General features: G+C 55.6%; 34 protein-coding genes and 1 pseudogene. 33 read left to right on the top strand and 2 right to left on the bottom strand.

Annotated features, from left to right (window positions below; translation table 11 throughout):
• Positions 1-38 precede the first annotated feature (38 nt).
• Both ppc and argE read right to left on the bottom strand, forming a co-directional pair.
• Positions 39-2,659: pseudogene (gene ppc, locus BFR47_RS14515) on the bottom strand (phosphoenolpyruvate carboxylase).
• Positions 2,660-2,774: 115 nt separating this feature from the next.
• The gene (argE, locus tag BFR47_RS14510; protein ID WP_071473737.1) at positions 2,775-3,926 is read right to left on the bottom strand and encodes an acetylornithine deacetylase; all 1,152 of its coding nucleotides are present in this window, start codon (positions 3,924-3,926) and stop codon (positions 2,775-2,777) included.
• Between the two features lie 248 nt (positions 3,927-4,174).
• Here argE and argC point away from each other — a divergent pair, with 248 nt between their 5' ends.
• The 33 genes from argC to rplQ all read left to right on the top strand — a co-directional run bounded on the left by argC (position 4,175) and on the right by rplQ (position 24,145).
• Positions 4,175-5,188, top strand: coding sequence for an N-acetyl-gamma-glutamyl-phosphate reductase (argC, locus tag BFR47_RS14505; protein WP_071473736.1), 1,014 nt, complete (start codon positions 4,175-4,177; stop codon positions 5,186-5,188).
• Between the two features lie 6 nt (positions 5,189-5,194).
• Complete coding sequence (argB, locus tag BFR47_RS14500; protein WP_071473735.1) at positions 5,195-5,992, top strand: acetylglutamate kinase; 798 nt, start codon at positions 5,195-5,197, stop codon at positions 5,990-5,992.
• 9 nt (positions 5,993-6,001) lie between these two features.
• Positions 6,002-6,919 (top strand): ornithine carbamoyltransferase, encoded by a 918-nt coding sequence (locus BFR47_RS14495; protein WP_071473734.1) that lies wholly within the window; start codon positions 6,002-6,004, stop codon positions 6,917-6,919.
• Positions 6,919-8,112, top strand: coding sequence for an argininosuccinate synthase (locus BFR47_RS14490; protein WP_071473733.1), 1,194 nt, complete (start codon positions 6,919-6,921; stop codon positions 8,110-8,112). Before BFR47_RS14495 ends, BFR47_RS14490 begins: the two co-directional genes overlap by 1 nt.
• Before the next feature lie 216 nt (positions 8,113-8,328).
• Positions 8,329-10,209, top strand: coding sequence for an argininosuccinate lyase (argH, locus tag BFR47_RS14485; protein WP_071473732.1), 1,881 nt, complete (start codon positions 8,329-8,331; stop codon positions 10,207-10,209).
• A 287-nt stretch (positions 10,210-10,496) separates the two neighbouring features.
• The gene (gene rpsJ / locus BFR47_RS14480; RefSeq protein WP_014290685.1) at positions 10,497-10,808 is read left to right on the top strand and encodes a 30S ribosomal protein S10; all 312 of its coding nucleotides are present in this window, start codon (positions 10,497-10,499) and stop codon (positions 10,806-10,808) included.
• A gap of 21 nt (positions 10,809-10,829) precedes the next feature.
• Positions 10,830-11,468, top strand: coding sequence for a 50S ribosomal protein L3 (rplC, locus tag BFR47_RS14475; RefSeq protein WP_071473731.1), 639 nt, complete (start codon positions 10,830-10,832; stop codon positions 11,466-11,468).
• Between the two features lie 17 nt (positions 11,469-11,485).
• On the top strand, positions 11,486-12,091 hold the full coding sequence (gene rplD / locus BFR47_RS14470) for a 50S ribosomal protein L4 (protein WP_071473730.1): 606 nt from the start codon (positions 11,486-11,488) through the stop codon (positions 12,089-12,091).
• A complete protein-coding gene (gene rplW / locus BFR47_RS14465; RefSeq protein ID WP_071473729.1) occupies positions 12,088-12,390 on the top strand; it encodes a 50S ribosomal protein L23 in 303 nt (100 codons plus the stop codon). Before rplD ends, rplW begins: the two co-directional genes overlap by 4 nt.
• 17 nt (positions 12,391-12,407) lie before the next feature.
• Entirely contained in the window at positions 12,408-13,232 is an 825-nt protein-coding gene (rplB, locus tag BFR47_RS14460) for a 50S ribosomal protein L2 (protein ID WP_071473728.1), read from the top strand.
• A 21-nt stretch (positions 13,233-13,253) separates the two neighbouring features.
• The gene (gene rpsS / locus BFR47_RS14455) at positions 13,254-13,532 is read left to right on the top strand and encodes a 30S ribosomal protein S19 (RefSeq protein ID WP_071473727.1); all 279 of its coding nucleotides are present in this window, start codon (positions 13,254-13,256) and stop codon (positions 13,530-13,532) included.
• 10 nt (positions 13,533-13,542) lie between these two features.
• A complete protein-coding gene (rplV, locus tag BFR47_RS14450) occupies positions 13,543-13,875 on the top strand; it encodes a 50S ribosomal protein L22 (protein ID WP_071473726.1) in 333 nt (110 codons plus the stop codon).
• 18 nt (positions 13,876-13,893) lie between these two features.
• Positions 13,894-14,589: a 30S ribosomal protein S3 gene (gene rpsC, locus BFR47_RS14445; protein WP_071473725.1), complete on the top strand. Its 696-nt coding sequence runs from the start codon at positions 13,894-13,896 to the stop codon at positions 14,587-14,589.
• A gap of 12 nt (positions 14,590-14,601) precedes the next feature.
• Positions 14,602-15,015 (top strand): 50S ribosomal protein L16, encoded by a 414-nt coding sequence (gene rplP, locus BFR47_RS14440; protein WP_071473724.1) that lies wholly within the window; start codon positions 14,602-14,604, stop codon positions 15,013-15,015.
• On the top strand, positions 15,015-15,206 hold the full coding sequence (rpmC, locus tag BFR47_RS14435) for a 50S ribosomal protein L29 (RefSeq protein ID WP_071473723.1): 192 nt from the start codon (positions 15,015-15,017) through the stop codon (positions 15,204-15,206). The genes rplP and rpmC overlap by 1 nt, the downstream gene beginning before the upstream one ends.
• 1 nt (position 15,207) lies before the next feature.
• Complete coding sequence (gene rpsQ, locus BFR47_RS14430) at positions 15,208-15,468, top strand: 30S ribosomal protein S17 (RefSeq protein WP_071473722.1); 261 nt, start codon at positions 15,208-15,210, stop codon at positions 15,466-15,468.
• Positions 15,469-15,625: 157 nt separating this feature from the next.
• Entirely contained in the window at positions 15,626-15,994 is a 369-nt protein-coding gene (gene rplN, locus BFR47_RS14425) for a 50S ribosomal protein L14 (protein ID WP_071473721.1), read from the top strand.
• Between the two features lie 11 nt (positions 15,995-16,005).
• Complete coding sequence (gene rplX, locus BFR47_RS14420; RefSeq protein WP_071473720.1) at positions 16,006-16,323, top strand: 50S ribosomal protein L24; 318 nt, start codon at positions 16,006-16,008, stop codon at positions 16,321-16,323.
• Between the two features lie 14 nt (positions 16,324-16,337).
• A complete protein-coding gene (gene rplE / locus BFR47_RS14415) occupies positions 16,338-16,877 on the top strand; it encodes a 50S ribosomal protein L5 (RefSeq protein WP_071473719.1) in 540 nt (179 codons plus the stop codon).
• 11 nt (positions 16,878-16,888) lie between these two features.
• Entirely contained in the window at positions 16,889-17,194 is a 306-nt protein-coding gene (gene rpsN, locus BFR47_RS14410; RefSeq protein ID WP_071473718.1) for a 30S ribosomal protein S14, read from the top strand.
• 22 nt (positions 17,195-17,216) lie between these two features.
• Positions 17,217-17,609 carry a 30S ribosomal protein S8 gene (gene rpsH, locus BFR47_RS14405; protein ID WP_071473717.1) on the top strand — a complete coding sequence of 131 codons (393 nt, stop codon included), beginning with the start codon at positions 17,217-17,219 and terminating at the stop codon, positions 17,607-17,609.
• A gap of 9 nt (positions 17,610-17,618) precedes the next feature.
• Positions 17,619-18,152 carry a 50S ribosomal protein L6 gene (rplF, locus tag BFR47_RS14400; protein WP_071473716.1) on the top strand — a complete coding sequence of 178 codons (534 nt, stop codon included), beginning with the start codon at positions 17,619-17,621 and terminating at the stop codon, positions 18,150-18,152.
• A gap of 9 nt (positions 18,153-18,161) precedes the next feature.
• On the top strand, positions 18,162-18,515 hold the full coding sequence (gene rplR, locus BFR47_RS14395; RefSeq protein WP_071473715.1) for a 50S ribosomal protein L18: 354 nt from the start codon (positions 18,162-18,164) through the stop codon (positions 18,513-18,515).
• A 14-nt stretch (positions 18,516-18,529) separates the two neighbouring features.
• Positions 18,530-19,030: a 30S ribosomal protein S5 gene (gene rpsE, locus BFR47_RS14390; RefSeq protein WP_071473714.1), complete on the top strand. Its 501-nt coding sequence runs from the start codon at positions 18,530-18,532 to the stop codon at positions 19,028-19,030.
• Positions 19,031-19,037: 7 nt separating this feature from the next.
• On the top strand, positions 19,038-19,220 hold the full coding sequence (rpmD, locus tag BFR47_RS17625; RefSeq protein WP_014290666.1) for a 50S ribosomal protein L30: 183 nt from the start codon (positions 19,038-19,040) through the stop codon (positions 19,218-19,220).
• A gap of 4 nt (positions 19,221-19,224) precedes the next feature.
• A complete protein-coding gene (rplO, locus tag BFR47_RS14385; RefSeq protein WP_071473713.1) occupies positions 19,225-19,659 on the top strand; it encodes a 50S ribosomal protein L15 in 435 nt (144 codons plus the stop codon).
• An 8-nt stretch (positions 19,660-19,667) separates the two neighbouring features.
• Complete coding sequence (secY, locus tag BFR47_RS14380; RefSeq protein WP_071473712.1) at positions 19,668-20,999, top strand: preprotein translocase subunit SecY; 1,332 nt, start codon at positions 19,668-19,670, stop codon at positions 20,997-20,999.
• Positions 21,000-21,025: 26 nt separating this feature from the next.
• The gene (gene rpmJ, locus BFR47_RS17620) at positions 21,026-21,139 is read left to right on the top strand and encodes a 50S ribosomal protein L36 (protein ID WP_083399166.1); all 114 of its coding nucleotides are present in this window, start codon (positions 21,026-21,028) and stop codon (positions 21,137-21,139) included.
• A gap of 140 nt (positions 21,140-21,279) precedes the next feature.
• The gene (rpsM, locus tag BFR47_RS14375) at positions 21,280-21,636 is read left to right on the top strand and encodes a 30S ribosomal protein S13 (RefSeq protein WP_071473711.1); all 357 of its coding nucleotides are present in this window, start codon (positions 21,280-21,282) and stop codon (positions 21,634-21,636) included.
• A gap of 14 nt (positions 21,637-21,650) precedes the next feature.
• Positions 21,651-22,043: a 30S ribosomal protein S11 gene (rpsK, locus tag BFR47_RS14370; RefSeq protein ID WP_014290661.1), complete on the top strand. Its 393-nt coding sequence runs from the start codon at positions 21,651-21,653 to the stop codon at positions 22,041-22,043.
• A gap of 30 nt (positions 22,044-22,073) precedes the next feature.
• Entirely contained in the window at positions 22,074-22,694 is a 621-nt protein-coding gene (gene rpsD / locus BFR47_RS14365) for a 30S ribosomal protein S4 (RefSeq protein WP_071473710.1), read from the top strand.
• A gap of 24 nt (positions 22,695-22,718) precedes the next feature.
• The gene (locus BFR47_RS14360; protein WP_071473709.1) at positions 22,719-23,708 is read left to right on the top strand and encodes a DNA-directed RNA polymerase subunit alpha; all 990 of its coding nucleotides are present in this window, start codon (positions 22,719-22,721) and stop codon (positions 23,706-23,708) included.
• Between the two features lie 44 nt (positions 23,709-23,752).
• On the top strand, positions 23,753-24,145 hold the full coding sequence (gene rplQ, locus BFR47_RS14355; RefSeq protein ID WP_071473708.1) for a 50S ribosomal protein L17: 393 nt from the start codon (positions 23,753-23,755) through the stop codon (positions 24,143-24,145).
• The last annotated feature ends 574 nt before the right edge of the window (positions 24,146-24,719 follow it).

Raw genomic sequence — 24,719 nt, 5'->3', positions numbered from 1 at the left:
GAGGTGGCGCAGCCGATATCAGCCGGCGCTGGTTGCGATCAGCCGGTATTGCGCATGCCGGCGGCGATGCCGGCGATGGTGACCATCAGCGCCTGATCCAGGGTCGGGTGAATATCACCCTGCTGGCGGGAGCGCTTGAGCAGCTCCGCCTGCAGCACGTTGAGCGGATCCGTGTAGGGATTGCGCAACTTGATCGACTCCTTGGTCCAGGGCTGTTCCGACAGCAGTTCGGCTTCCTGCTTGAGGCGCAGGATCAGCTCGATGCTGGCCTGCAGCTCGCTGCGCAGCTGACTACCCAGTGGCTTGAGCGGCTCGGGCACCAGCACGCTGTCGTAGTAGGCGGCCAGACCCGCATCGGCCTTGAGGAATACCATTTCCAGCATGTCCAGGCGGGCCCGGAAGAAGGGCCAGCGGCTGTTCATGGCGATCAGGGTCTGTTCCTGTCCGTCATCAATGGCGCGTTGCAGCCCCATGTGGGCACCTAACCAGGCGGGCAGCATCAGCCGGTTCTGGGTCCAGGCGAAGATCCAGGGGATGGCGCGCAGGCTTTCCACGCCACCGTTGGGCTTGCGCTTGGCCGGACGGGAGCCCAGCGGCAGCTTGCCCAGTTCCAGCTCGGGGGTGGCGGCGCGGAAGTAGGGCACGAAATCGGGCTCGCCGCGGATCAGCGAACGATAGTGGTCACAGGACACCCCGGCCATGCTCTCCATCAGTTCCCGCCACTCGGGCTCGGGCTCCGGGGGCGGCAGCAGATTGGCTTCCAGCACGGCGCTGGCATAGAGGGCCAGGCTGTGAATGGCGACCTTGGGCAGACCGAATTTGAAGCGGATCATTTCGCCCTGCTCGGTGACCCTCAGTCCACCCAGGGTGGAGCCGGGAGGTTGGGCCAGGATCGCCTGGCGTGCCGGGCCACCCCCGCGACCCAGGCTGCCGCCCCGGCCGTGGAACAGGGTCAGCTTGATGTCTTCCCGCTCGCTCAATGCCACCAGTTTTTCCATGGCGCTGTACTGGGCCCAGCCGGCGGCCAGCATGCCCGCGTCCTTGGCAGAGTCTGAGTAGCCGATCATCACGAACTGACGGCCCTGCAGGTAACCGCGGTACCAGGGTACGTTGAACAGCTGCTCGATGACCTCGGCGCCTGGTTCAGGTCGTCCAGGGTCTCGAACAAGGGTGCCACCGGCATCGGGAAGTCAACACCGGTTTCCTTCAGCAGCAGCTGCACTGCCAGCACATCGGAGGGGGCGCCGGCCATGGAGATGATATAGATGCCGAAGGCATCGCGCGGGTGCTCGGCGATGACCCTGCAGGTGTCCAGCACTTCTTTGGTGTCGTCCGAGGGCTGCCACTGGCGGGGCAGCAGGGGACGGCGTGAGTTCAGCTCGTTCAGCAGGAAGGCCTGCTTGTCGGACTCGCTCCATTCGGCGTAGTCCCCCAGGCCGAGGTAGCGGGTGATCTCGGCCAGCGCCTGGGCATGGCGGTCACCGTCCTGACGTACATCCAGCTTGACCAGGTGAATGCCGAAACAGGCCACCTTGCGCAGCACGTCCAGCAACATGCCGTCGGCAATCAGGCCGAGGCCGCATTCATGCAGCGAGCGGTAGCACAGCTCCAGCGGCTGCTGCAACTGGGCGGTGGTGGTGATCAGGTCGCGGGCATCGGTCTTCTGGCCATGTACCTTGGCATTGAGGTGCAGCAGGGTTTCCCGCAGATCTTCCCGCAACCGGCGCAGCACGGTGCGGTAGGGCTCGTCGCTCTGATCGGCCAGCCGATAGAGCTCATCATTGGCCTCGGACATGGACAGTTCGGACACCAGCTCCTGAATGTCGTTCAGGAACAGCGAGCTGGCCATCCAGCGACCGAGCAGCAGCACTTCCCGGGTGACCTTGGCGGTGACGAAGGGGTTGCCGTCCCGGTCGCCGCCCATCCAGGAGGCGAACCGCACCGGTGCCGCGTCCAGCGGCAGGCGAATACCCAGTTGCTCATTCAGCTGGGTATCCAGCTGGCGCATGAACTTGGGCAGGGCGGGCCAGATGCTGTTTTCGATTACCGCAAAGCCCCATTTGGCTTCATCGACCGGGGTGGGGCGCTGAGAGCGGATTTCATTGCTGTGCCAGGCCTGGGTGATCAGCTGCTGGATACGGCCGAGCACGTCCTCTCGCTCCTGTTCGGGCAGGTTCAGTTCCAGGGCCGCCAGGCAGTCGTTGAGCTGCACATGCTTGTGAATAAAGGTGCGACGGGTGACTTCGGTGGGGTGGGCGGTCAGCACCAGCTCGATATCCAGGGCGGCGACCGCCTCACGGATCTGCTGCTCGTCCAGTTGGGCCGACTTCAGCCGGCTGAACATCTGGCCCAGGGGCTCCGGGTCAGCGGCGCCCTGCTGCTCACGGGAAATGGTGTGAAACTGCTCGGCCACGTTGGCCAGATTGAGGAACTGGCTGAAGGCGCGGGCCACCGGCAGCAGCTCGTCGTCACTCAGGTTTTTCAGGGTGCTCAGCAGCTGCTGCTGATCGTCCTGGTTTCCCTGCCGGGCCGATTTGGCCAGCTGGCGGATGGTTTCTATCTTGTCGAGAAAGGATTCGCCATGATGGGCCCTGATGGTGTCGCCCAGCAACTGTCCCAGCAGGTTCACATTGGCCCTGAGTGACGCATTATTATCCATAACAACTCCTTTGCGTTCGTTAAATTACTACATGTTAAAGTAATGTTGATGCATATATAGCCATTATTTTTGTTTTTGGTCAATCCGGCGCTGTGCTGACCAAAAAGTATGTAACTTACTTACTAAAACAGAAGCGCTTGAGCAATCCTTGCAATATCTCGACGGTAGGCTTGACGAAGGACAGATCCAGATATTCGTCCGGCTGGTGCGCCTGGGCGATGTGGCCCGGGCCCAGCACTATGGTCTGACAACCGAGCTGATTGATGAAGGGCGCCTCGGTAGAGTAATTGACCGCTTCGGCCTTGTGGCCGGAGATGGCTTCTGCCGCCTTGACCAGCTCACCTTCCGGATCGGTGCCGTAGGGCGGAATGGGCTCGTGCAGGTGGCTCAGTTCCAGCGCCTGCGGATACTGCTCCTTGATCGGCTCCAGCGCGTGGTGCAGCAAGCCCAGCAGTTCGTCGGGGCCCACACCGGGGATGGGGCGAATGTCGAAGTGCAGCTCGCAACAGGCACAGATACGGTTGGGGCTGTCTCCGCCGCTGATATGACCCAGATTGAGGGTGGGCTGAGGCACCTTGAAATGCGGGCTGGCGTAGTTTTCCTTCAGCTGGCGCTGCAGGTCCAGCAAGCGGCCCATTACCTGATGCATGATCTCCAGCGCGTTGACGCCGTTGGCCGGGTCCGAACTGTGGCCGCTCTTGCCGGTGATGCGAATGGCTTCCGACATGTGGCCCTTGTGCATCATCACCGGTACCAGGCCGGTGGGCTCGCCGATCACCGCATAATCGGGCTTGATGGCCATGGCACTGGCAATGGCGCGGGCGCCGGCCATGGTGGTTTCTTCGTCGGCGGTGGCCAGAATGCGAATGGGTTTGTCGAGCTTGCTCAGATCCAGGTCTTTCAGCGCCTCCACGATAAAGGCAAAGAAGCCCTTCATGTCGATGGTGCCGAGGCCGTAGAGACGGTTGCCTTCTTCGGTCAGTGTGAAGGGGTCCTTGGTCCAGCGGCCCGGATCGAACGGCACGGTATCGGTATGGCCGGCGAGCAGCAGGCCGCCGTCGCCTTCGCCCCGGGTGGCCAGCAGGTTGAACTTGCCGGGCAGGTCGGGCAGTTCGGTTACTTCGACCGCGAAGCCCAACTGACTGAACCAGTCCGCCAGCAGTCGAATGACCTGCTCGTTACTCTGATCCCAGCTGCTGTCGGTGCTGCTGATGGAGGGGAGGGCGATAATGCTGCGGTACATGTCCAGCAGTTTGAGCGATGTCATAGGATCTCCGTCGGAAATTATCTAATTTAAATTCAGCACAATTGCATAAATATGTTTTTATTGCTAGGCTGCCAGCTTGTTCTTATCCGGGTAACTAGCATAACAGATGGCCATGTATTTCCCCCCTTCATCACAGCGACGACGACAGGACGCCTGAGCCTTTTCCCTAGGGTGACATAAGCCCTGAAAACACGCTAGGCTGATACCTGCATCTACCCCAAGCCGAATTGATATTGACGGATACGCCCATGTTAAAAGCTGCAATTATTGGTGCCAGTGGTTATACCGGAGCCGAACTGGCCGGTCTGATCCAGAGCCACCCCAATCTGACCCTGTCCGGCCTCTATGTATCGAGTGGCAGCCAGGATGCGCACAAACCCTTTGCCAGCCTGCACCCGCGCTGGCGTGGCGTGATCGACCTGCCGCTGCTGCCGCTGGATGAAGACGCCCTGAGTCGCATCCATACCGAAGCGGATCTGGTACTGCTGGCCACCGCCCACGAAGTGAGCCACGATCTGGCGTCGGACTTTCTGGCCAAGGGGCTGCCGGTGTTTGACTTGTCCGGTGCCTTCCGGGTTCCCGGTGAAGGGTTCTACGAGCGCTTCTATGGTTTCCAGCATCAGCATGGTGACTGGCTGGCTCGGGCCGCCTACGGCCTAGCCGAGTGGAATCAGGACGCCATCAAGGCGGCCCAGCTGATTGCCGTTCCCGGCTGCTACCCCACCGCCTCGCTCAGCGCACTCAAGCCGTTGCAGCAGGCCGGCCTGATCGCCGCCGGCAGCAAGCCGATTATCAGCGCCGTGTCCGGTGTTAGTGGTGCCGGTCGCAAGGCCAGCATGGGCAACAGCTTCTGCGAAGTCAGCCTCAAGCCCTATGGCGTATTCAACCATCGCCATCAGCCGGAAATCAGCCACCATTTGAGCAACCAGGTGGTGTTTCAGCCCCATCTGGGTAATTTCGTGCGTGGTATTCTCGCCACCATCTATGTGCAGTTGAACGACGACGTCAGCGACGAGCAGATTGCCGCCGCCTATCACCAGGCTTACGACGGCCAGAAAATCGTGCGCCTGACCGGCCAGTGGCCGCAAATCAACGACGTGGCGGGTACCCCCTTCTGTGACCTGCACTGGTCGCGAGACGGTAACCAGCTGATCGTGGTGTCGGCGATCGATAATCTGCTGAAAGGCGCGGCCAGTCAGGCCATCCAGTGTATCAATATTCATCAGGGATTCTCGCCGCTGGCGGGCCTGGTTCAGGAGTAATCAAGGATGACAACCCAACAATCACAGCTATCACCTCTGGTCATCAAACTGGGCGGTACCCTGCTGGAAAGCGACAAGGCTCTGGCGGCTCTGTTTACCACCCTCAAGACTTTCTTCGATGAGTCGGGTCGGCCGCTGCTGCTGGTTCATGGCGGCGGCGTGCTGGTGGATAACCAGCTGAAGGCCATGGGCCTGACGTCCACCAAGAAAGACGGCCTGCGGGTGACGCCTTTCGACCAGATCCCGGTGATCGCCGGTGCCCTGGCCGGTACCGCCAACAAACTGTTGCTGGCTCAGGCCATCGCTCATGGCATCAACTCGGTCGGCCTGTGTCTGGCAGACGGCGGCCTGTGCCGGGTCAGCCAGCTGGACCCGGAGCTGGGTGCTGTCGGCCAGATTGAAGGCGGCGATGCCACCCTGGTCAGCACCCTGCTGCAGGGAGGCTTCCTGCCGGTGGTCAGCTCCATCGGTATTACCTTCGATGGCCAGCTGATGAACGTGAACGCGGACCAGGCTGCCACCGCCATCGCCGAGATCCTGGATGCGGATCTGGTGATGCTGTCGGACGTGAGCGGTATTCTCGATGGCAAGGGTCAGCGTATTGCCGAGCTGAACGAGGCGGACGCCCTCGAACTGATGAAGCAGAACATCATCAAGGACGGTATGGCGGTCAAGGTCAAGGCGGCGCTCAAGGCCACCAAGACTCTGGGCAAGCCGGTGGCCGTGGGCAGCTGGCGCTATCCGGAACAGTTGTTGTCGCTGCTGGCCGGTGAGTCCGAGTGTGGCACTCGGATTTCCCATTAAGGAGGCGTTATGCAGCATTTACTGAGCCTGAAAGATTACAGTAAAGAGCAGATCGAACAGATCCTGAATCTGGCCAAAGAGCTCAAGGCCAACCCGGCCAGATACGCCGATGCCCTCAAGGGCAAGAGCGTGGTGACCCTGTTCGAGAAGCCCTCGCTGCGCACCCGGGTGACCTTCGATATCGGTATCAACCGGCTCGGCGGCCATGCGGTCTATCTGGACAGCCAGAACGGCGCCATGGGCAACCGGGAAACGGTCCAGGACTTTGCCGCCAACCTGTCGCGCTGGTGTGACGCCATCGTGGCCCGGGTTTATGATCATCAGACCCTGGTCGAAATGACAAAATATGCGAAAGTACCGGTGATCAACTCACTCTGTAACCTGTATCATCCATGCCAGGCGCTGGCGGACTTCATGACCATTGCCGAGCATCATGACGATCTGAGCAAGGTGCACCTGGTTTACGTGGGTGATGGTAACAACGTGACCAACTCGCTGTTACTGGCCGGTGCCATTCTGGGCTCGACCGTGACCGCTGTGTGTCCGCGAGGCCATAATGTGGATGCGCAAATCCTTAAGGAAGCCGAGGCGCTCGCCGCCGTGAGCGGCGCCAGGGTGCGGGTAACCGACAACCTCGATGAGGTGGAAGGGATTGATGTGCTCTATACGGATACCTGGGTGTCCATGGGCGACGAAACGCCGCTGGAACAGGTGAAGGAAATCTTCATGCCGTATCAGATCAATCAGGCCATGCTCGATAAAACCGGAGCCAAACAGGTGCTGCATTGCCAGCCTGCCCACAGGGAGTGGGAAATAACTTCCGAGGTGATGGACGGCCCTGCCTCCTTTATCCTCGACCAAGCCGAAAATCGCATGCACGTCCAGAATGCCGTGCTGCTGACATTGATTAACAGGGATATGCATTAATGAGCCAATTCAAAAAAATTCTGCTGGCCTACTCTGGCGGCCTGGACACTTCTGCCATCATTCCGTGGTTGAAAGAGAACTACGCCGGTTGTGAAGTTATCGCGTTCGTGGCCGATGTGGGCCAGGGCGAGGAAGATCTGGAAGGCGTAGAAGAAAAAGCCATCGCCTCCGGCGCCTCCAAGTGCATCGTGGCCGATCTGAAAGACGAATTCGTCAACGATTACGTCTATCCGACCCTGACCACCGGTGCCATCTACGAAGGCACCTATCTGCTGGGTACCTCCATGGCCCGTCCGGTCATCGCCAAGGCGATGGTCGAAGCCGCCGTGGCCGAAGGCGCCGATGCCATCTCTCATGGTTGTACCGGCAAGGGTAACGACCAGGTGCGTTTCGAAGGCGCCGTGGCGTCACTGGCCCCGCAGCTGGCGATCATCGCCCCCTGGCGGATCTGGGACATGCGCAGCCGTGAAGATCTGCTCGACTACCTGGCCGAGCGCAACATCAAGACCACCGCCAGCGCCACCAAGATTTATTCCCGCGATGCCAACGCCTGGCACATCTCCACCGAAGGTGGCGAGCTGGAAAGCACCTGGAACGAGCCGTCCGAACAGGCCTGGACCTGGACCGTGTCTCCCGAGCAGGCGCCTGACAAGGCCGAGACCCTGTCACTGACCGTTGAGAAAGGCCATATCGTGGCCATCGATGGCCAGGCCATGAGCCCTTATCAGGTGCTGATCACCCTGAACGAACGTGCCGCCAAGCACGGCGTTGGCCGGGTCGACATCGTCGAGAACCGCCTGGTGGGCATGAAGTCTCGTGGCTGCTACGAAACCCCCGGCGGCACCGTAATGATGGCCGCCCTGCGTGCCATCGAAGAGCTGGTGCTGGACAAGCCGACCCGCGCCTGGCGCGAGAAGGTGGGTGCCGAGTTCTCCCACCTGGTTTACGACGGCCGCTGGTTCACCCCGCTGTGCAAGGCGCTGCTGGCCTCTGCCGAAGCCATCGCCGAGGACGTGTCCGGTGAAGTGGTGCTGAAGATGTACAAGGGGCAGGTGACCGCCATTCAGAAGTCCTCGCCCAACAGCCTGTACTCGGAAGAGTTTGCGACCTTCGGTGAAGACGAAGTGTACGACCAGAGCCACGCCGAAGGCTTCATCCGTCTGTACTCGCTGGCCAGCCGCATCAAGCACTGAACAGCCAGAAGAAGTAAGATTTACCGAAAGGTGACATCGTGACCACAGGGGGCTAAGAGCCCCCTGTGTTGTTGGTGAAGGCGGTAAGCGGTGAGCCTGTTGGTAAATAAGAGACAGGCTTACCGCTTAGCGCTTTGTTTTCAGTATAATGCGAGCAATAACTGCCCAGCGCGGTTAACAATAATATTCAGTAATGTCGTCGAGGAGTAAAAGGTTATGGCACTTTGGGGTGGACGTTTCAGTCAGGCGGCAGATGCCAAGTTCAAGCAGTTCAATGATTCTTTGCGTTTCGATTATCGCCTGGCGGAGCAGGATATCGTCGGCTCCATTGCCTGGTCCCGGGCTCTGGCCAAGGGCGGGGTGCTGACCGCACAAGAGCAGCAGAAGATCGAACTGGCACTCAACGACCTTAAACTCAAGGTCATGGAAGATCCCAGCCAGATCCTCCAGTCCGATGCGGAAGATATTCACTCCTGGGTTGAGGGCCATCTCATTTCTGCCGTCGGCGATCTGGGCAAGAAGTTGCATACCGGCCGCAGCCGTAACGATCAGGTGGCGACCGATCTCAAGCTGTGGTGCAAGCAGCAGGTGCCGCCGCTGCTGGCCAAGCTGGATGCCATGCAGCAGAAACTGGTGAGTGTGGCCCGTGAACAGCAGGCGACCGTGCTGCCGGGTTATACCCATCTGCAGCGGGCCCAACCGGTGACCTTTGCGCACTGGTGCCTGGCGTACGTCGAAATGCTGGAGCGGGACTTTACCCGGCTGCAGGACGCACACAAGCGCATGGACACCTGCCCGCTGGGTTCCGGCGCCCTGGCCGGCACCGGCTTTCCCATCGACCGTCATGAACTGGCCCATTCGCTGGGTTTCTCGTCTCCGACCCGCAACAGCCTGGACTCGGTGTCGGATCGTGACCATGTGCTGGAGCTGATGAACTGCGCCGCCAACTCGATGATGCACCTGTCTCGTTTCGCCGAAGATCTGATTTTCTACAACTCCGGCGAATCGGGCTTCATCGAGCTGTCCGATCGGGTCACTTCCGGCTCGTCACTGATGCCGCAAAAGAAGAACCCCGATGCACTGGAACTGATCCGTGGCAAATGCGGCCGCGTGTTCGGTTCCTATGCGGGCATGATGATGACCCTGAAGGCACTGCCGCTGGCCTACAACAAGGACATGCAGGAAGACAAGGAAGGGCTGTTCGACGCACTCGACACCTGGTACGACTGTCTGGAAATGGCCGAGATGGTGCTGCACGACATCAAGCTCAATGAAGACAAGACCCGTGAAGCGGCCCAGGGGGGGTATTCCAACGCCACCGAAATGGCCGACTACCTGGTGTCCAAGGGCATTCCGTTCCGCGAGGCGCACCATATTGTCGGTGCCATCGTGGTGCATGCCATCAGCCAGAAGCTGCCGATGGAAGAATTGCCGATGGAAGACTTCAAGCAGTTCAGTCCGCTGATCGAAGACGATGTCTACGGCAAGCTGTCGCTGGAGTCCAGCCTGGCCAGCCGTTGCGCCCTGGGCGGGGTGGCACCGGATCAGGTGGAGTTTGCCCTGACCAGCGCCGAGCGTCGGCTCACCCAGCGTGATACCTCCGGCATTCACGTGCGCAGCGCCCGGCTGACCGATCTGGACGCCATCGAACGCATGGTGAACTACTGGGCCAATATCGGCGAGAACCTGCCTCGTACTCGCAAGGAGTTGATCCAGGCGGTGGGCGAGTTTGCGGTGACCGAAACCCAGGGCCAGATCAGCGGCTGTGCGTCCTTGTACGTCTATGACACCGGGCTGGCGGAAATTCGCTCTCTCGGCGTGGAGCCGGGCTTTCAGGGCCAGGGGCAGGGCAAGGCGCTGGTAGAGAAAATCCTCAAGAAAGCCGAGGACATGGCCATCGAACGGGTCATCGTGCTGACCCGGGTGCCCGAGTTCTTCATGAAGCTGGGCTTCGGTGCCACCAGCAAGTCACTGTTGCCCGAGAAGGTGATGAAAGACTGCGATCTGTGCCCGCGTCAGCATGCCTGTGACGAGGTAGCGCTGGAAGTGATACTGAAGGGCAAGGCCGGCCTGATCGGCAAGACCAAGGTTGCCTGACGCCAGGAGCCGGACGCCTGAAATTAAAGCCCGGCTGCTTAAAGCCCCGGTTGCATAAAACAAAGTTGCTTAAAAATAACACGGCCGGCTTGCATGTGTCGGCCAAATCCGTATAATTCAGCTCGCTTGGTATCTTGCCAAGCGAGCCAACAGGCTCCTGTCAGGTAGCTCCTGACTATTACAGGCCCCCGATATGGTGGGCACCGTTGTTAAATCACACCCCCTCTTTTATCCAAAAGAGCAGGCGGTGTAGATTTTATGTTCTTTACCCAATTGGAGCTCTGGTAATGCAGAACCAAAGAATTCGTATCCGCCTGAAGGCGTTCGATCACCGTCTGATCGATCAGTCTACTGCGGAGATCGTAGAAACTGCCAAGCGCACTGGCGCCCAGGTTCGCGGTCCAATCCCGCTGCCTACTCGCAAAGAGCGCTATACCGTACTGGTATCTCCACACGTGAACAAAGATGCACGTGACCAGTATGAAATTCGCACTCACAAGCGTCTGGTAGACATCGTTGAGCCGACTGATAAAACAGTTGATGCTCTGATGCGACTGGATCTGGCTGCTGGCGTAGATGTCCAGATCAGCCTGGGCTAATAACGGAAAGAGGTTTTATCAATGGCAATCGGTCTAGTAGGTCGTAAGCTGGGTATGACCCGTGTCTTCACCGAAGACGGCGTGTCCATCCCGGTCACCGTTATCGAAGTAGATGCCAACCGTGTTACCCAGGTGAAAACACTGGAACAGGATGGCTATCAAGCTGTTCAGGTGACCACTGGCATCAAGAAAGCGAACCGTATCACCAAGCCGGAAGCGGGTCTGTTCGCTAAAGCTGGCGTGGAAGCGGGCCGCGGTCTGTGGGAATTCCGCCTGGGTTCAGGTGAAGGCGAAGGTATCGAAGTCGGTTCCGAGCTGAAAGTAGACATCTTCGCTGATGTCAAGAAAGTAGACGTTACCGGTACTTCTAAAGGTAAGGGTTTCGCTGGCGCTGTTAAGCGTTGGAACTTCCGTACCCAGGACATGACTCATGGTAACTCCTTGTCTCACCGCGCACCGGGTTCTATTGGTCAGAACCAGTCTCCGGGTCGCGTGTTCAAAGGCAAGAAAATGGCCGGTCACATGGGTGCTGAGCGTGTAACCACGCAGAACCTGGAAGTGGTCCGCGTTGATGTTGATCGCAACCTGCTGCTCATTAAAGGTGCAGTCCCGGGTGCGACTAACGGCAACGTCATCGTTAAACCTGCCGTTAAAGCGTAACGTCTGAGGAGATAGTAATGGAATTGGTAATGAAAGACGCGCAAGGCGCTCTTGAAGTTTCCGAAACTACCTTCGGGCGTGAGTTCAACGAAGCGCTGGTGCATCAGGTTGTTGTGGCCTATGCAGCTGGTGCTCGTCAAGGTACTCGTGCTCAGAAGACCCGTTCCGAAGTGTCTGGCGGCGGCAAGAAGCCGTGGCGCCAAAAGGGCACCGGCCGGGCCCGTGCCGGTACCATCCGCTCTCCGATTTGGCGTTCTGGTGGTGTGACTTTTGCAGCTAAGCCGCAAGATCACAGCCAGAAGGTCAACAAGAAGATGTACCGTGGTGCCATCAAGAGCATCCTCTCTGAGCTGGTACGTCAAGAGCGTCTGATCGTGGTTGAGAAATTCGGTGTTGAAGCGCCGAAGACGAAAGAACTGCTGGCCAAGCTGAAGCAGTGGGATCTGACTGATGTTCTGATCGTGACTGCCGAAGTGGACGAGAACCTGTTCCTCGCCGCCCGTAACCTGTACAAGGTAGACGTGCGTGACGTGGCTGGTATCGACCCGGTTTCTTTGATCGCGTTCGACAAGGTATTGGTAACTGCCGACGCAGTTAAGCAAATCGAGGAGATGCTGGCATGATCCGTGAAGAGCGTATTCTGAAAGTTCTGAAGGCGCCGCATATCTCTGAAAAAAGCACCATGGTTGCCGAAAAAACCAACACTATCGTGTTCAAGGTTGCCAAGGATGCTACCAAAGCTGAAGTTAAAGCTGCGGTCGAGAAGCTGTTCGAAGTTGAAGTTAAAGATGTTCGCACGTTGCTGGTGAAGGGTAAAACCAAGCGCACCGGTAACCGCATGGGCCAACGTTCCGATTGGAAAAAAGCCTACGTGACCCTGAAAGAAGGTCAGGACATCGACTTCATCGGCGGTGCCGAGTAAGAGAGGAGTAATTCAAAATGGCAATCGTAAAATGTAAGCCTACTTCTCCGGGTCGCCGTCATGTAGTCAAGGTCAGCAACCCGGAACTGTACAAAGGCAAGCCGTTCGCCGCCCTGCTGGAGAAAAAATCCAAGTCAGGTGGTCGTAACAATGGTGGCCGCATTACCACTCGCCACATCGGCGGTGGTCACAAGCAGCACTACCGTATTGTTGACTTCAAGCGCAACAAAGACGGTATCCCGGCCAAGGTAGAGCGTCTGGAATATGATCCTAACCGCTCCGCTAACATCGCTCTGGTGCTGTATGCAGACGGTGAGCGTCGTTACATCCTGGCACCGAAAGGTGTTCATGCTGGCGACCAGCTGCTGTCCGGTGATGCTGCTCCGATCAAGGCAGGTAACTGTCTGCCGATGCGCAACATCCCTGTGGGTAGCACCGTGCACGCCATCGAGATGAAGCCTGGCAAAGGCGCGCAGATCGCTCGCTCCGCCGGTACTTCCGCTCAGATCCTGGCGCGTGAAGGTACCTACGTGACTCTGCGTCTGCGTTCCGGTGAAGTACGTAAAGTACTGGCCGAGTGTCGTGCGACCCTGGGTGAAGTTGGTAACTCCGAGCACATGCTGCGTCAGCTGGGTAAAGCCGGTGCACAGCGCTGGCGTGGTGTTCGTCCTACCGTTCGCGGTGTGGCGATGAACCCGGTAGACCACCCGCACGGTGGTGGTGAAGGTCGTACCTCTGGTGGCCGTCACCCGGTTACTCCTTGGGGCAAACCGACCAAGGGTGCCAAGACCCGTAAAAATAAGCGTACCGACCAGTTCGTGGTACGTCACCGTAACAAGTAATAGTTTTTTAGAGGTATCACCATGCCACGTTCTCTCAAGAAAGGTCCGTTTATCGACCTGCACTTGCTGAAGAAGGTAGAGAAAGCGGTGGAAAGCGGGGAAAAGAAACCAATTAAGACTTGGTCCCGTCGTTCAATGATCATTCCGAACATGATCGGTTTGACCATCGCTGTCCATAATGGTCGTCAGCACGTACCTGTCTTCGTTTCTGAGGAAATGATCGGTCATAAGCTAGGCGAATTTGCACAGACTCGTACTTATCGCGGCCATGCCGCTGATAAGAAGGCCAAGAAGCGTTAAGGGGTAAAAGATGGAAGCTATAGCTAAACACCGCTTTGCTCGTACTTCTGCCCAGAAGGCGCGCCTGGTAGCCGATCAAGTCCGTGGTCTGACCGTAGACAAGGCACTGAATGTCCTGGCTTTCAGCCCGAAAAAGGCTGCCGTTCTGGTTAAGAAAGTACTTGAATCTGCCATTGCCAATGCCGAGCACAATGAAGGCGCGGATATCGATGAGCTGACCGTGGCCAAGATCTTCGTTGACGAAGGTCCGACCATGAAGCGTATTCGTCCTCGTGCCAAGGGCCGCGCGGACCGTATCATGAAGCGTACCAGCCACATTACTGTGGTTGTGTCCGACCGCTAAGAGGCTAGGAGATAAGCAATGGGCCAGAAAGTACACCCGAATGGTATTCGCTTAGGTATCACCAAGCCTTTTAACTCGACCTGGTTTGCGAATACCAAGGACTTCGCTGACAACCTGCACAGCGATTTTCAAGTGCGTCAGTACCTCAAAGAGGAACTGAAAAACGCTTCTCTTTCTCGTATCGTGATCGAGCGTCCGGCCAAGAGCATCCGTGTGACTATTCACACCGCTCGTCCCGGCGTGGTTATCGGTAAGAAAGGCGAAGACGTGGAAAAACTGCGCAAGCACGTAGCCAAACTGGCTGGCGTTCCTGCACAGATCAACATTTCCGAAGTGCGTAAGCCTGAGCTGGATGGTCAGCTGGTTGCCGATTCTATCGCCTCCCAGCTGGAGCGTCGCGTGATGTTCCGTCGTGCCATGAAGCGCGCGGTACAGAACGCCATGCGCATCGGCGCCAAAGGCATCAAGGTGGAAGTGAGCGGTCGTCTGGGCGGCGCTGAAATCGCGCGTACCGAATGGTACCGTGAAGGTCGTGTGCCTCTGCACACCCTGCGTGCCGATATCGACTATGCAACTTCTGAAGCATCTACCACTTACGGCATCATCGGCGTAAAGGTTTGGATATTCAAGGGTGAAGTTCTGGGCGGCCTGCAAGCCGTTGCCCAGGAGCCTCAAGCCCCGTCCAAGCCCAAGCGCAAAGGCCGCGGTAAGTAAGGAGACTCGGACATGTTGCAACCAAAACGTACGAAATTCCGTAAAGTCCACAAAGGCCGCAACCGCGGTGTGGCGACCTCTGGTAACCTGATTTCTTTCGGTACCTTTGGTCTGAAGGCGATTACTCGTGGACGTATTACTGCTCGCCAGATCGAAGCAGCACGTCGTGCCATGACTCGTCACGTTAAGCGTCAAGGTAAAATCTGGATCCGTATTTTCCCGGACAAGCCGATTACCGAAAAGCCCCTCGAAGTTCGTATGGGTAAAGGTAAAGGTAACGTGGAATACTGGGTTGCCCAGATTCAGCCGGGTCGTGTCCTGTATGAGATGGACGGTGTACCTGAGGCTCTGGCTCGCGAAGCCTTTGCACTGGCGGCTGCCAAGCTGCCGGTTAGGACCACTTTCGTAACTCGGACGGTGATGTGATGAAAGCACAAGATCTGCGTGAAAAGAGTGTTGAAGAACTGAACCAGGAACTGCTGGGTCTGCTGCGCGAGCAATTCAATATGCGCATCCAGGCCAGCACCGGTCAACTGGCTCAGACTCACAACATCAAAAATGTACGTCGCGACATCGCGCGTGTTAAGACTGTTTTGAACCAAAAGGCAGGTGCGTAAGATGAGCGATTCTACCGTTCGTACTCTGCAGGGCAGTGTAGTTAGCGACAAGATGGACAAGTCTATCACCGTAGCTATCAGCCGTTTCGTGAAGCACCCGATCTACGGGAAGTACATGAAGCGTACCACCAAGCTGCACGTGCATGACGAGAACAATGAGTGTAATACCGGTGACGTCGTGACCATTCGCGAATGTCGTCCGCTGTCCAAGACCAAGTCCTGGACTCTGGTAAAAATCATCGAGCGTCCGGTTAAAGCCTAACGTTCTCTGATATACTTACCTGGTCAAACGGCCCTGAACAGGGCCGTTTGTTTTTTATCCTACCTTTTCAGATTTGGCAGTGCTATAATGCCGCGCCTTCAAAGGCAGCCAATATCCCGAAAGGGTTTTAAAGTAGTCACTTTAGCGGAGCACTAACATGATCCAAATGCAAAGTATGCTGGACGTGGCCGACAATTCCGGTGCGCGTAGCGTAATGTGTATTAAGGTCCTGGGTGGTTCGCACCGCCGCTACGCCGGAATCGGCGACATCATCAAAGTTACCGTCAAGGAAGCAATTCCGCGCGGTAAGGTTAAGAAAGGTGATGTAATGAACGCGGTGGTCGTACGCACTCGGAAAGGCGTTCGTCGTCCGGACGGCTCTGTCATCCGTTTCGACCGCAATGCGGCCGTGATTTTGAACAACAATCAACAGCCTATCGGTACTCGTATTTTCGGTCCGGTGACTCGTGAACTTCGCAATGAGAAGTTCATGAAGATTGTTTCACTGGCACCTGAAGTACTGTAAGGAGTCAAACGATGGCAGCTAAAATCCGTCGCGATGACGAAGTCATCATTCTTACCGGCAAAGACAAGGGCAAGCGTGGCACCGTCACCAAAGTCCTGGTCAGCGAAGGTAAAGTAATCGTCGCAGGTATCAACCTGAACAAGAAACACCAGAAGCCCGTGCCCCAACTGGGTCAGGCTGGCGGTATTATTGAGCAGGAAGCCCCCCTCGACGTGTCTAACGTAGCGCTGTTCAACTCTGCCTCTGGCAAAGCTGACCGCGTTGGTTTCCGGATTGAAGACGGCAAAAAAGTCCGTTTCTTCAAATCTACCGGCGAACTTGTGAAGTAATTGGAGTTTATACGATGGCGAAACTGCATGATTACTACAATGAAACTGTAGTAAAAGAACTGTCAAGTCAGTTCGGGTATAAGTCTATCATGCAAGTCCCTCGGATTGAGAAAATCACCCTGAACATGGGTGTGGGTGAAGCTCTGGCTGATAAAAAGATCCTGGACAATGCTGCTGCCGATATGGCCGCCATTTCCGGTCAAAAGCCATTGGTCACCAAAGCTCGTAAATCCGTTGCTGGCTTCAAAATCCGTGAAGGCTACCCCATTGGTTGTAAAGTAACTCTGCGCGGCGAGCGTATGTGGGAGTTCCTGGAGCGCTTGATTTGCATCTCTATCCCCCGGATCCGTGACTTCCGTGGCCTGAACGCCAAGTCGTTCGATGGTCGTGGTAACTATTCTATGGGCGTGAAAGAGCAGATCATCTTCCCTGAAATCGATTATGACAAGGTAGATCGTGTGCGCGGTATGGATATTACCATTACCACCACTGCCCAGTCTGACGAAGAAGGTCGTGCTCTGCTGGCTGCCTTTGACTTCCCATTCCGTAAGTAAGGTGTAGGGTTATGGCAAAACAATCAATGAAAGCTCGCGAAGTCAAGCGCGCAAAGCTGGCTGATAAATTTTCAGCTAAGCGTCAAGCACTGAAAGAAATCATCTCTAACGTGAATACTTCCGAGGAAGCACGTTGGGATGCAGTGCTGAAACTGCAGCAATTGCCCCGTGACGCAAGTCCCTCTCGTCAGCGTAACCGCTGCAACATCACCGGTCGTCCGCACGGTTTCCTGCGGAAGTTCGGTTTGAGCCGCATCAAGGTGCGCGAACTGATGATGAAGGGTGAAATTCCAGGCCTGAAGAAGGCTTCTTGGTAAGCGAACACGGGAGTAATACACAATGAGCATGCAAGATCCGATCGCGGATATGCTGACCCGCATCCGCAACGGTCAGGCAGCCAACAAAGTTGCTGTCACCATGCCTTCATCCAAAGTCAAAGTGGCTATTGCCAAAGTACTGAAAGAAGAAGGTTATATTGCTGACTTTAACGTCGTTGGTGAAACCAAGGCCGAACTGGAAGTGACCCTGAAGTACTTCCAAGGCGAAGCTGTGGTTGAATTGATCCAGCGCGTCAGCCGCCCTGGTCTGCGCATCTATAAGAAGCGCGACGAACTGCCGAAAGTTATGGCAGGTATGGGTGTAGCTATCGTTTCCACGTCCAAAGGTGTGATGACCGACCGTGCTGCGCGTAAAGCGGGTATGGGCGGTGAGATCATCTGCTACGTTGCTTAAGGAGTAGATATGTCTCGCATTGCTAAGGCACCTATCGAAATTCCTGCCGGCGTAGAAGTGACGTTGAACGGTCAGGAAATCACCGTCAAGGGTAGCAAAGGTACTTTGAACCGTACCATCAATGCTGCTGTTGAAATCAGCCAGAATGATAACGTGCTGACGTTTGCCCCGCGTGAAAACGTAGCAAACGCAAATGCCCAGTCCGGCACTGCCCGTTCTCTGGTCAACAACATGGTTATCGGTGTTACCCAAGGCTTCGAACGCAAGCTGCAGCTGGTTGGTGTTGGCTATCGTGCCCAGATTAAAGGCAATGCTATTGCACTGTCTCTGGGTTTCTCTCACCCGGTTGAGCATGCGCTTCCTGAAGGCGTATCAGCTGAATGTCCGAGCCAGACTGAGATTGTTCTCAAGTCTGCCGACAAACAGCAGATCGGTCAGGTCGCTGCCAATATTCGTGCGTACCGTAAACCCGAGCCTTACAAAGGCAAAGGTGTTCGCTATTTCGGCGAGCAGGTCCGCAGTAAAGAGGCTAAGAAGAAGTAAGGTAACACTATGGACAAAAAAGCAGCTCGTATCCGCCGTGCTACCAAAGCACGTAAAAAGATGCTGGAACTGGGTGCGACTCGCCTGGTGGTTCACCGTACTCCGCGCCACATCTATGCACAGGTTATTGCACCGAACAGTTCAGCCGTTCTGGCTTCCGCGTCTACCGTGGAAAAATCAGTACGCGAACAGGTGAAGTACACCGGTAACATTGATGCCGCTACGGCAGTCGGTAAAGCCATCGCTGAGCGCGCGCTTGAAAAAGGCGTGACTATCGTCGCTTTTGACCGTTCCGGTTTCCAATATCACGGTCGCATAGCCGCACTGGCTACTGCTGCACGTGAAGCTGGTCTTCAGTTCTAAGGGTGGAGTCGAAAATGGCAAAAATCGAAGCTCAAGCCGGTGAACTGCAAGAAAAGCTCATTGCAGTTAACCGTGTATCAAAAGTCGTAAAAGGTGGTCGTATCTTCTCCTTCACAGCACTGACTGTAGTAGGTGACGGTAACGGTCGTATTGGTTTCGGTTACGGTAAAGCCCGTGAAGTTCCTGCTGCCATTCAAAAGGCAATGGAACAGGCTCGTCGTAACATGCGTACAGTTGGCCTGAACAATGGCACCTTGTTCCATCCGGTAAAAGGTCGTCACTCTGGTTCAAACGTATTTATGAAGCCTGCTTCTGACGGTACCGGTATCATTGCCGGTGGTGCAATGCGCGCCGTACTGGAAGTTGCCGGTGTACATAACGTACTGGCCAAGACTTACGGTTCCACCAACCCGAACAACGTAGTTCGCGCTACCATCGACGCTCTGGCTCATATGAAGTCGCCTGAGCAAGTCGCTGCCAAGCGTGGTCTGCGCGTTGACGAAATACTGGGGTAATGCGCCAATGGCTAACAAGACTGTAAAAGTAACACAGACTCGCAGCTCCATCGGCCGTTTGCCTAAGCATAAGGCAACGCTGCGTGGCCTGGGTCTGCGTCGCATTGGTCACACCGTTGAGCTGGAAGATACAGCTTGTGTACGCGGTATGATCAACCAGGTTTACTACATGGTTAAGGTTGAGGAGTAATCGCATGCGTTTGAATACTCTGTCTCCGGCCGCCGGCTCCAAGCCTAGCGCCAAGCGCGTTGGTCGTGGTATCGGTTCCGGCCTGGGTAAAACCGGTGGCCGCGGCCACAAAGGTCAGAAGTCCCGTTCCGGCGGTAAAGTTCGTAACGGTTTCGAAGGCGGTCAGATGCCGCTGAAACAGCGTCTGCCGAAGTTCGGTTTCACTTCCCGCAAAGGTCGTGTAACTACCGAAGTTCGTCTGAGCGAACTGGCTAAAGTTGAAGGCGATGTGGTGGATCTGAACACCCTGAAGCAGGCTGGCTTGGTTACCAAGAATATCCAGTTTGCCAAAGTGGTTCTGTCTGGCACTATTGACCGTCAAGTGACTGTGGTTGGTCTGGGCGTCACCAAAGGTGCACGCGCGGCCATCGAAGCTGCCGGCGGTAAAATCGAGGAATAATAAGTACTATGGCCAAGAAACCAGGATTAGATGCTAAAAGCGCACAGGGTGGGCTGGGTGAACTGAAGAGTCGTTTGCTTTTCGTTCTTATCGCGATCGTTGTATTTCGCGCCGGCTCCTATGTGCCTATTCCTGGAATTGACGCCGCCGTACTTGCCGACTTGTTCCAGCAACAACAGGGTACCATCATTGAAATGTTCAACATGTTCAGTGGTGGTGCTCTGGAACGAGCGTCCATACTGGCGCTGGGGATAATGCCGTATATTTCTGCGTCCATTATCATCCAGTTGCTGACTGTGGTTCACCCCGCCTTGGCTGAGCTCAAGAAGGAAGGTGAATCTGGCCGTCGAAAGATCAGTCAGTATACCCGGTATGGTACCCTGGTTCTCGGCACCATCCAGGCCATCGGTATCGCCACCGGCTTGCCGAATATGATGCCAGGGCTCGTGATTAACGCGGGTCTTGGTTTCTATTTCACAGCAGTGGTGAGCCTGGTCACCGGCACCATGTTTTTGATGTGGTTGGGTGAACAGGTTACCGAACGAGGCATTGGCAATGGTATCTCGTTGATTATCTTTACGGGTATTGTTGCCGGTCTGCCATCGGCCATTGGTGCCACGGCAGAGCAGGCGCGTCAGGGGGAATTGCACATATTGTTGCTGTTGCTGCTGGCTGTGATTGTGTTTGCGGTAACGTATTTCGTGGTATTTGTTGAACGTGGCCAGCGCCGCATTGTGGTGAACTACGCCAAGCGTCAACAGGGCCGCCAGGTATTCGCAGCACAGAGTACACACCTGCCCTTGAAAGTGAACATGGCGGGGGTTATTCCGGCAATTTTTGCATCCAGCATTATCCTGTTCCCGGGTACCGTTGCCTCTTGGTTCGGTCAGGGAGAGGGGTGGTTTGCCAATATACTGCAGGAGTTGTCACTGACTCTGCAGCCCGGCCAGCCGCTGTACGTGATGCTGTATGCCGCTGCCATTATCTTCTTCTGTTTCTTCTATACCGCGCTGGTGTTCAACCCGCGTGAGACGGCAGATAACCTGAAGAAGAGTGGTGCTTTCATTCCGGGTATACGTCCGGGTGAGCAAACAGCGCGCTATATCGATAAAGTAATGACTCGCCTGACTCTGGTCGGTGCCCTGTATATTACCTTTATCTGTTTGGTTCCACAGTTTTTGATGACAGCCTGGAACGTCCAGTTCTACTTTGGTGGTACCTCGCTGTTGATTATTGTGGTCGTCATCATGGACTTCATGGCTCAGGTGCAAACCCACATGATGTCTCACCAGTATGGCGATGTCCTGAGAAAAGCGAACCTGAAGGGCTACAACCGTTAAGGTTCGGTTATTTACGGAGTTAAGCAATGAAAGTTCGTGCTTCCGTTAAGGCAATCTGCCGTAACTGCAAAATTGTCAAGCGCCACGGTGTGGTGCGTGTACTTTGCACCGAGCCTAAGCATAAACAGCGCCAAGGCTAAAAAAGTTACGGTTTGACTTGAAAATTAAAGGCGAGCTGGCTAAAGTAGCCAGCCACCTTTGTTGGGTGTCTGTGTAGTCATTACGTATCCTAGACGGGCTTTGTAATGGCTTATTATTTGTTAATTTGTAGGAGTGCATAGTGGCCCGTATCGCTGGCATTAACATTCCTGACCATAAACATGCAGTTATCGCATTAACTGAGATTTATGGCGTCGGCCGTACCCGCTCTAAAGCCATTTGTGCTGCAGCCGGTATCGCTGAGGATGTGAAAATTAAAGAATTGGATGAAGCTCAGGTAGAACTCCTGCGTGAGCAAGTGGCGAAATTCACCGTAGAAGGTGACCTGCGCCGCGAGATCTCCATGAACATCAAGCGTCTGATGGACCTGGGTTGTTACCGAGGTCTGCGCCATCGTCGCAGCCTACCCCTTCGTGGTCAGCGCACCAAGACCAATGCGCGTACGCGTAAAGGTCCTCGTAAACCGATCAAGAAATAACGGGAAGGTAGATCATGGCTAAAACTCCGGCTCGTAGTGCGCGTAAGCGCGTTAAAAAGCAGGTGAGCGACGGCATTGCCCACGTTCATGCATCTTTCAACAACACCATCGTTACTATTACTGATCGTCAGGGTAATGCTCTTTCTTGGGCAACCGCTGGTGGTTCAGGTTTCCGTGGTTCACGTAAGTCCACCCCGTTCGCTGCTCAGGTAGCTGCAGAGCGTGCCGGTGAGATTGCCAAAGAATACGGCGTGAAAAACCTGGAAGTAATGGTAAAAGGTCCGGGTCCGGGCCGTGAGTCATCTATTCGTGCGTTGAATGCTGCGGGTTTCCGCATCACCAACATCACCGATGTGACTCCCATCCCGCACAACGGTTGTCGTCCTCCGAAGAAGCGTCGCGTATAACACTTCTTGTAGGATAGTTGGAGAAAGAACATGGCAAGATATCTGGGTCCCAAGCTCAAACTGAGCCGTCGCGAGGGCACTGACCTCTTCCTGAAGTCAGGTGTTCGCGCGATCGATTCAAAGTGTAAAATTGATACCGCACCCGGTCAACATGGCGCCCGTAAAGGCCGTCTGTCCGACTACGGTGTACAGCTGCGTGAAAAGCAGAAAGTTCGTCGTATCTACGGCGTACTGGAAAAGCAATTCCGCAACTACTACAAAGAAGCTGCCCGCCTGAAAGGCAATACTGGTGAGAACCTGTTGCAGCTGCTGGAAGGTCGTCTGGACAACGTTGTTTACCGCATGGGTTTCGGTGCCACTCGCGCCGAGTCTCGTCAGCTGGTTAGCCACAAGGCTATCCTGGTGAACGGTAAGGTTGTTAACATTCCTTCCTTCCAAGTTTCTCCCGAAGACGTTGTCAGCGTTCGTGAGAAGGCTAAGAAACAAGCCCGGATCAAAGCTTCTCTGGAAGTTTCCGGTCAACGTGAAAAGCCGACTTGGGTAGAAGTTGACGCTACCAACATGCAAGGCGTTTACAAGCGTCTGCCTGAGCGTAGCGACCTGTCTGCCGAGATTAACGAACAGCTGATCGTCGAGCTTTACTCTAAGTAAAGCTAGCTTCAAAGAGAGGACACAATGCAGGGTTCTGTAACAGATTTTCTTAAGCCGCGTCTGGTTGATATCGAACAGATCAGCCCGACTCACGCCAAGGTGACTCTCGAGCCACTGGAGCGTGGCTTTGGTCATACATTGGGTAATGCGCTGCGTCGTATTCTGCTTTCTTCCATGCCGGGTTGTGCCATCACCGAAGTCGAGTTAGACGGTGTATTGCATGAATACAGCAGCAAGGAAGGTGTTCAGGAAGATATCCTGGAGATCTTGCTGAATCTGAAAGAGATTGCTGTCAAGCTGGAAGGCAAGGACGAAGTTACCCTGTCGCTGACCAAAACTGGTGCAGGTCCCGTAACTGCAGGCGACATCACCCATGGTGATGACGTTGAGATCGTTAACCCAGAGCACATCATCTGTCATTTGACTGGGGATGAAGCCGAAATCAGCATGCGTCTGAAAGTGCAGCGCGGCCGTGGTTATATTCCTGCCGCTGCCCGTGCTCATACCGAAGACGACGAGCGTCCTATTGGTCGCCTGTTGCTGGACGCGGCTTACAGCCCCGTGGTTCGTATCGCCTACAATGTTGAGGCGGCCCGTGTTGAACAGCGTACCGATCTGGATAAGCTGGTTATCGACATGGAAACCAACGGCACTCTGGATCCGGAAGAAGCTATCCGTCGTGCGGCCACTATCATGGCCGAACAGCTGGAAGCCTTCGTGGATCTGCGTGACGTGAGCGAACCGGAAGAGAAAGAAGACAAGCCTGAGTTCGATCCTATCCTGCTGCGTCCTGTCGACGATCTGGAATTGACAGTTCGTTCGGCGAACTGTCTGAAGGCTGAAGCGATCCATTACATTGGTGATCTGGTACAGCGTACCGAGGTGGAGCTGCTGAAGACTCCCAACCTGGGTAAAAAATCTCTTACCGAGATTAAAGACGTGTTGGCGTCTCGTGGTTTGTCTCTGGGCATGCGCCTGGAGAACTGGCCGCCTGCCAGCATCGCTGATGAATAAACCGGATCACGGGTTTTACAGATTTAGTTAGGAAGGATTAGGTCATGCGCCATCGTAAGAGTGGTCGTCAACTTAACCGGAACAGCAGCCACCGTCAGGCAATGTTCCGTAACATGGCCAGCTCCTTGGTTCGTCATGAAGTTATCAAGACGACTCTGCCCAAGGCAAAAGAGCTGCGTCGTGTGGTTGAACCTCTGATCACACTCGCCAAGAGCGACAGCGTTGCTAACCGTCGCCTGGCATTTGCCCGCACCCGCGACAGCGAAGTGGTCGGCAAGCTGTTCAACGAGCTGGGACCTCGCTACCAGGAGCGCCCGGGTGGTTACACCCGCATCCTGAAGTGTGGTTTCCGCGCCGGTGATAACGCACCTATGGCTTATATTGAGCTGGTAGGTCGCGATATCGACGCCGGAGAAGCCGTAGCTTCTGAAGAATAAGTATCAAAAAAGCCGGGCTCGCCCGGCTTTTTCTTTATCTGCTCCCGCACGATTGTTTTAATTTCCTTCTACCTTCTACCTTCTACCTTCTACCTTCTACCTTCTACCTTCTACCTTCTACCTTCTACCTTCTACCTTCTACCTTCTACCTTCTACCTTCTACCTTCTACCTTTAGCTGCTATCACCAGAACGCTTGTTTATCGATCGGGATGAATATGATAGATCCTTGGTCTGCCTGGCCAATTCACATCTCATGGCCTCCATATTCTCGTTATCTGTGGGTAACTCTGTGACTAAGCTGTGTTTTTGCTTGGGGTATAGGCAATCAGTCACCAAAGCCCTGTTTTTTACAAAAAAGCCCTTGCGCAAAATCGGGCGGTCCCTATAATGCGCATCCACTGACACGGGGCAACACGCCAACGGTCACAAGGGTTCGAAACGAACGAAACAAAGTTTGCTTCAACGCTTGACGAACAAAACGGAATGCGTAGAATACGCATCCCTGACCTGAAACAAGGTCAACGCTCTTTAACAATATATCAAGCAAACTGTGTGGGCACTCGCAGGTAGTTG

The sequence above is a fragment of the Oceanisphaera psychrotolerans genome (genome assembly GCF_001870485.1).
In the GTDB taxonomy this organism is placed as follows: Bacteria; Pseudomonadota; Gammaproteobacteria; order Enterobacterales; family Aeromonadaceae; genus Oceanimonas; species Oceanimonas psychrotolerans.
The sequence above is the reverse complement of the archived record's forward strand: the minus strand, read 5'-3'. Positions and strand labels throughout refer to the sequence as shown.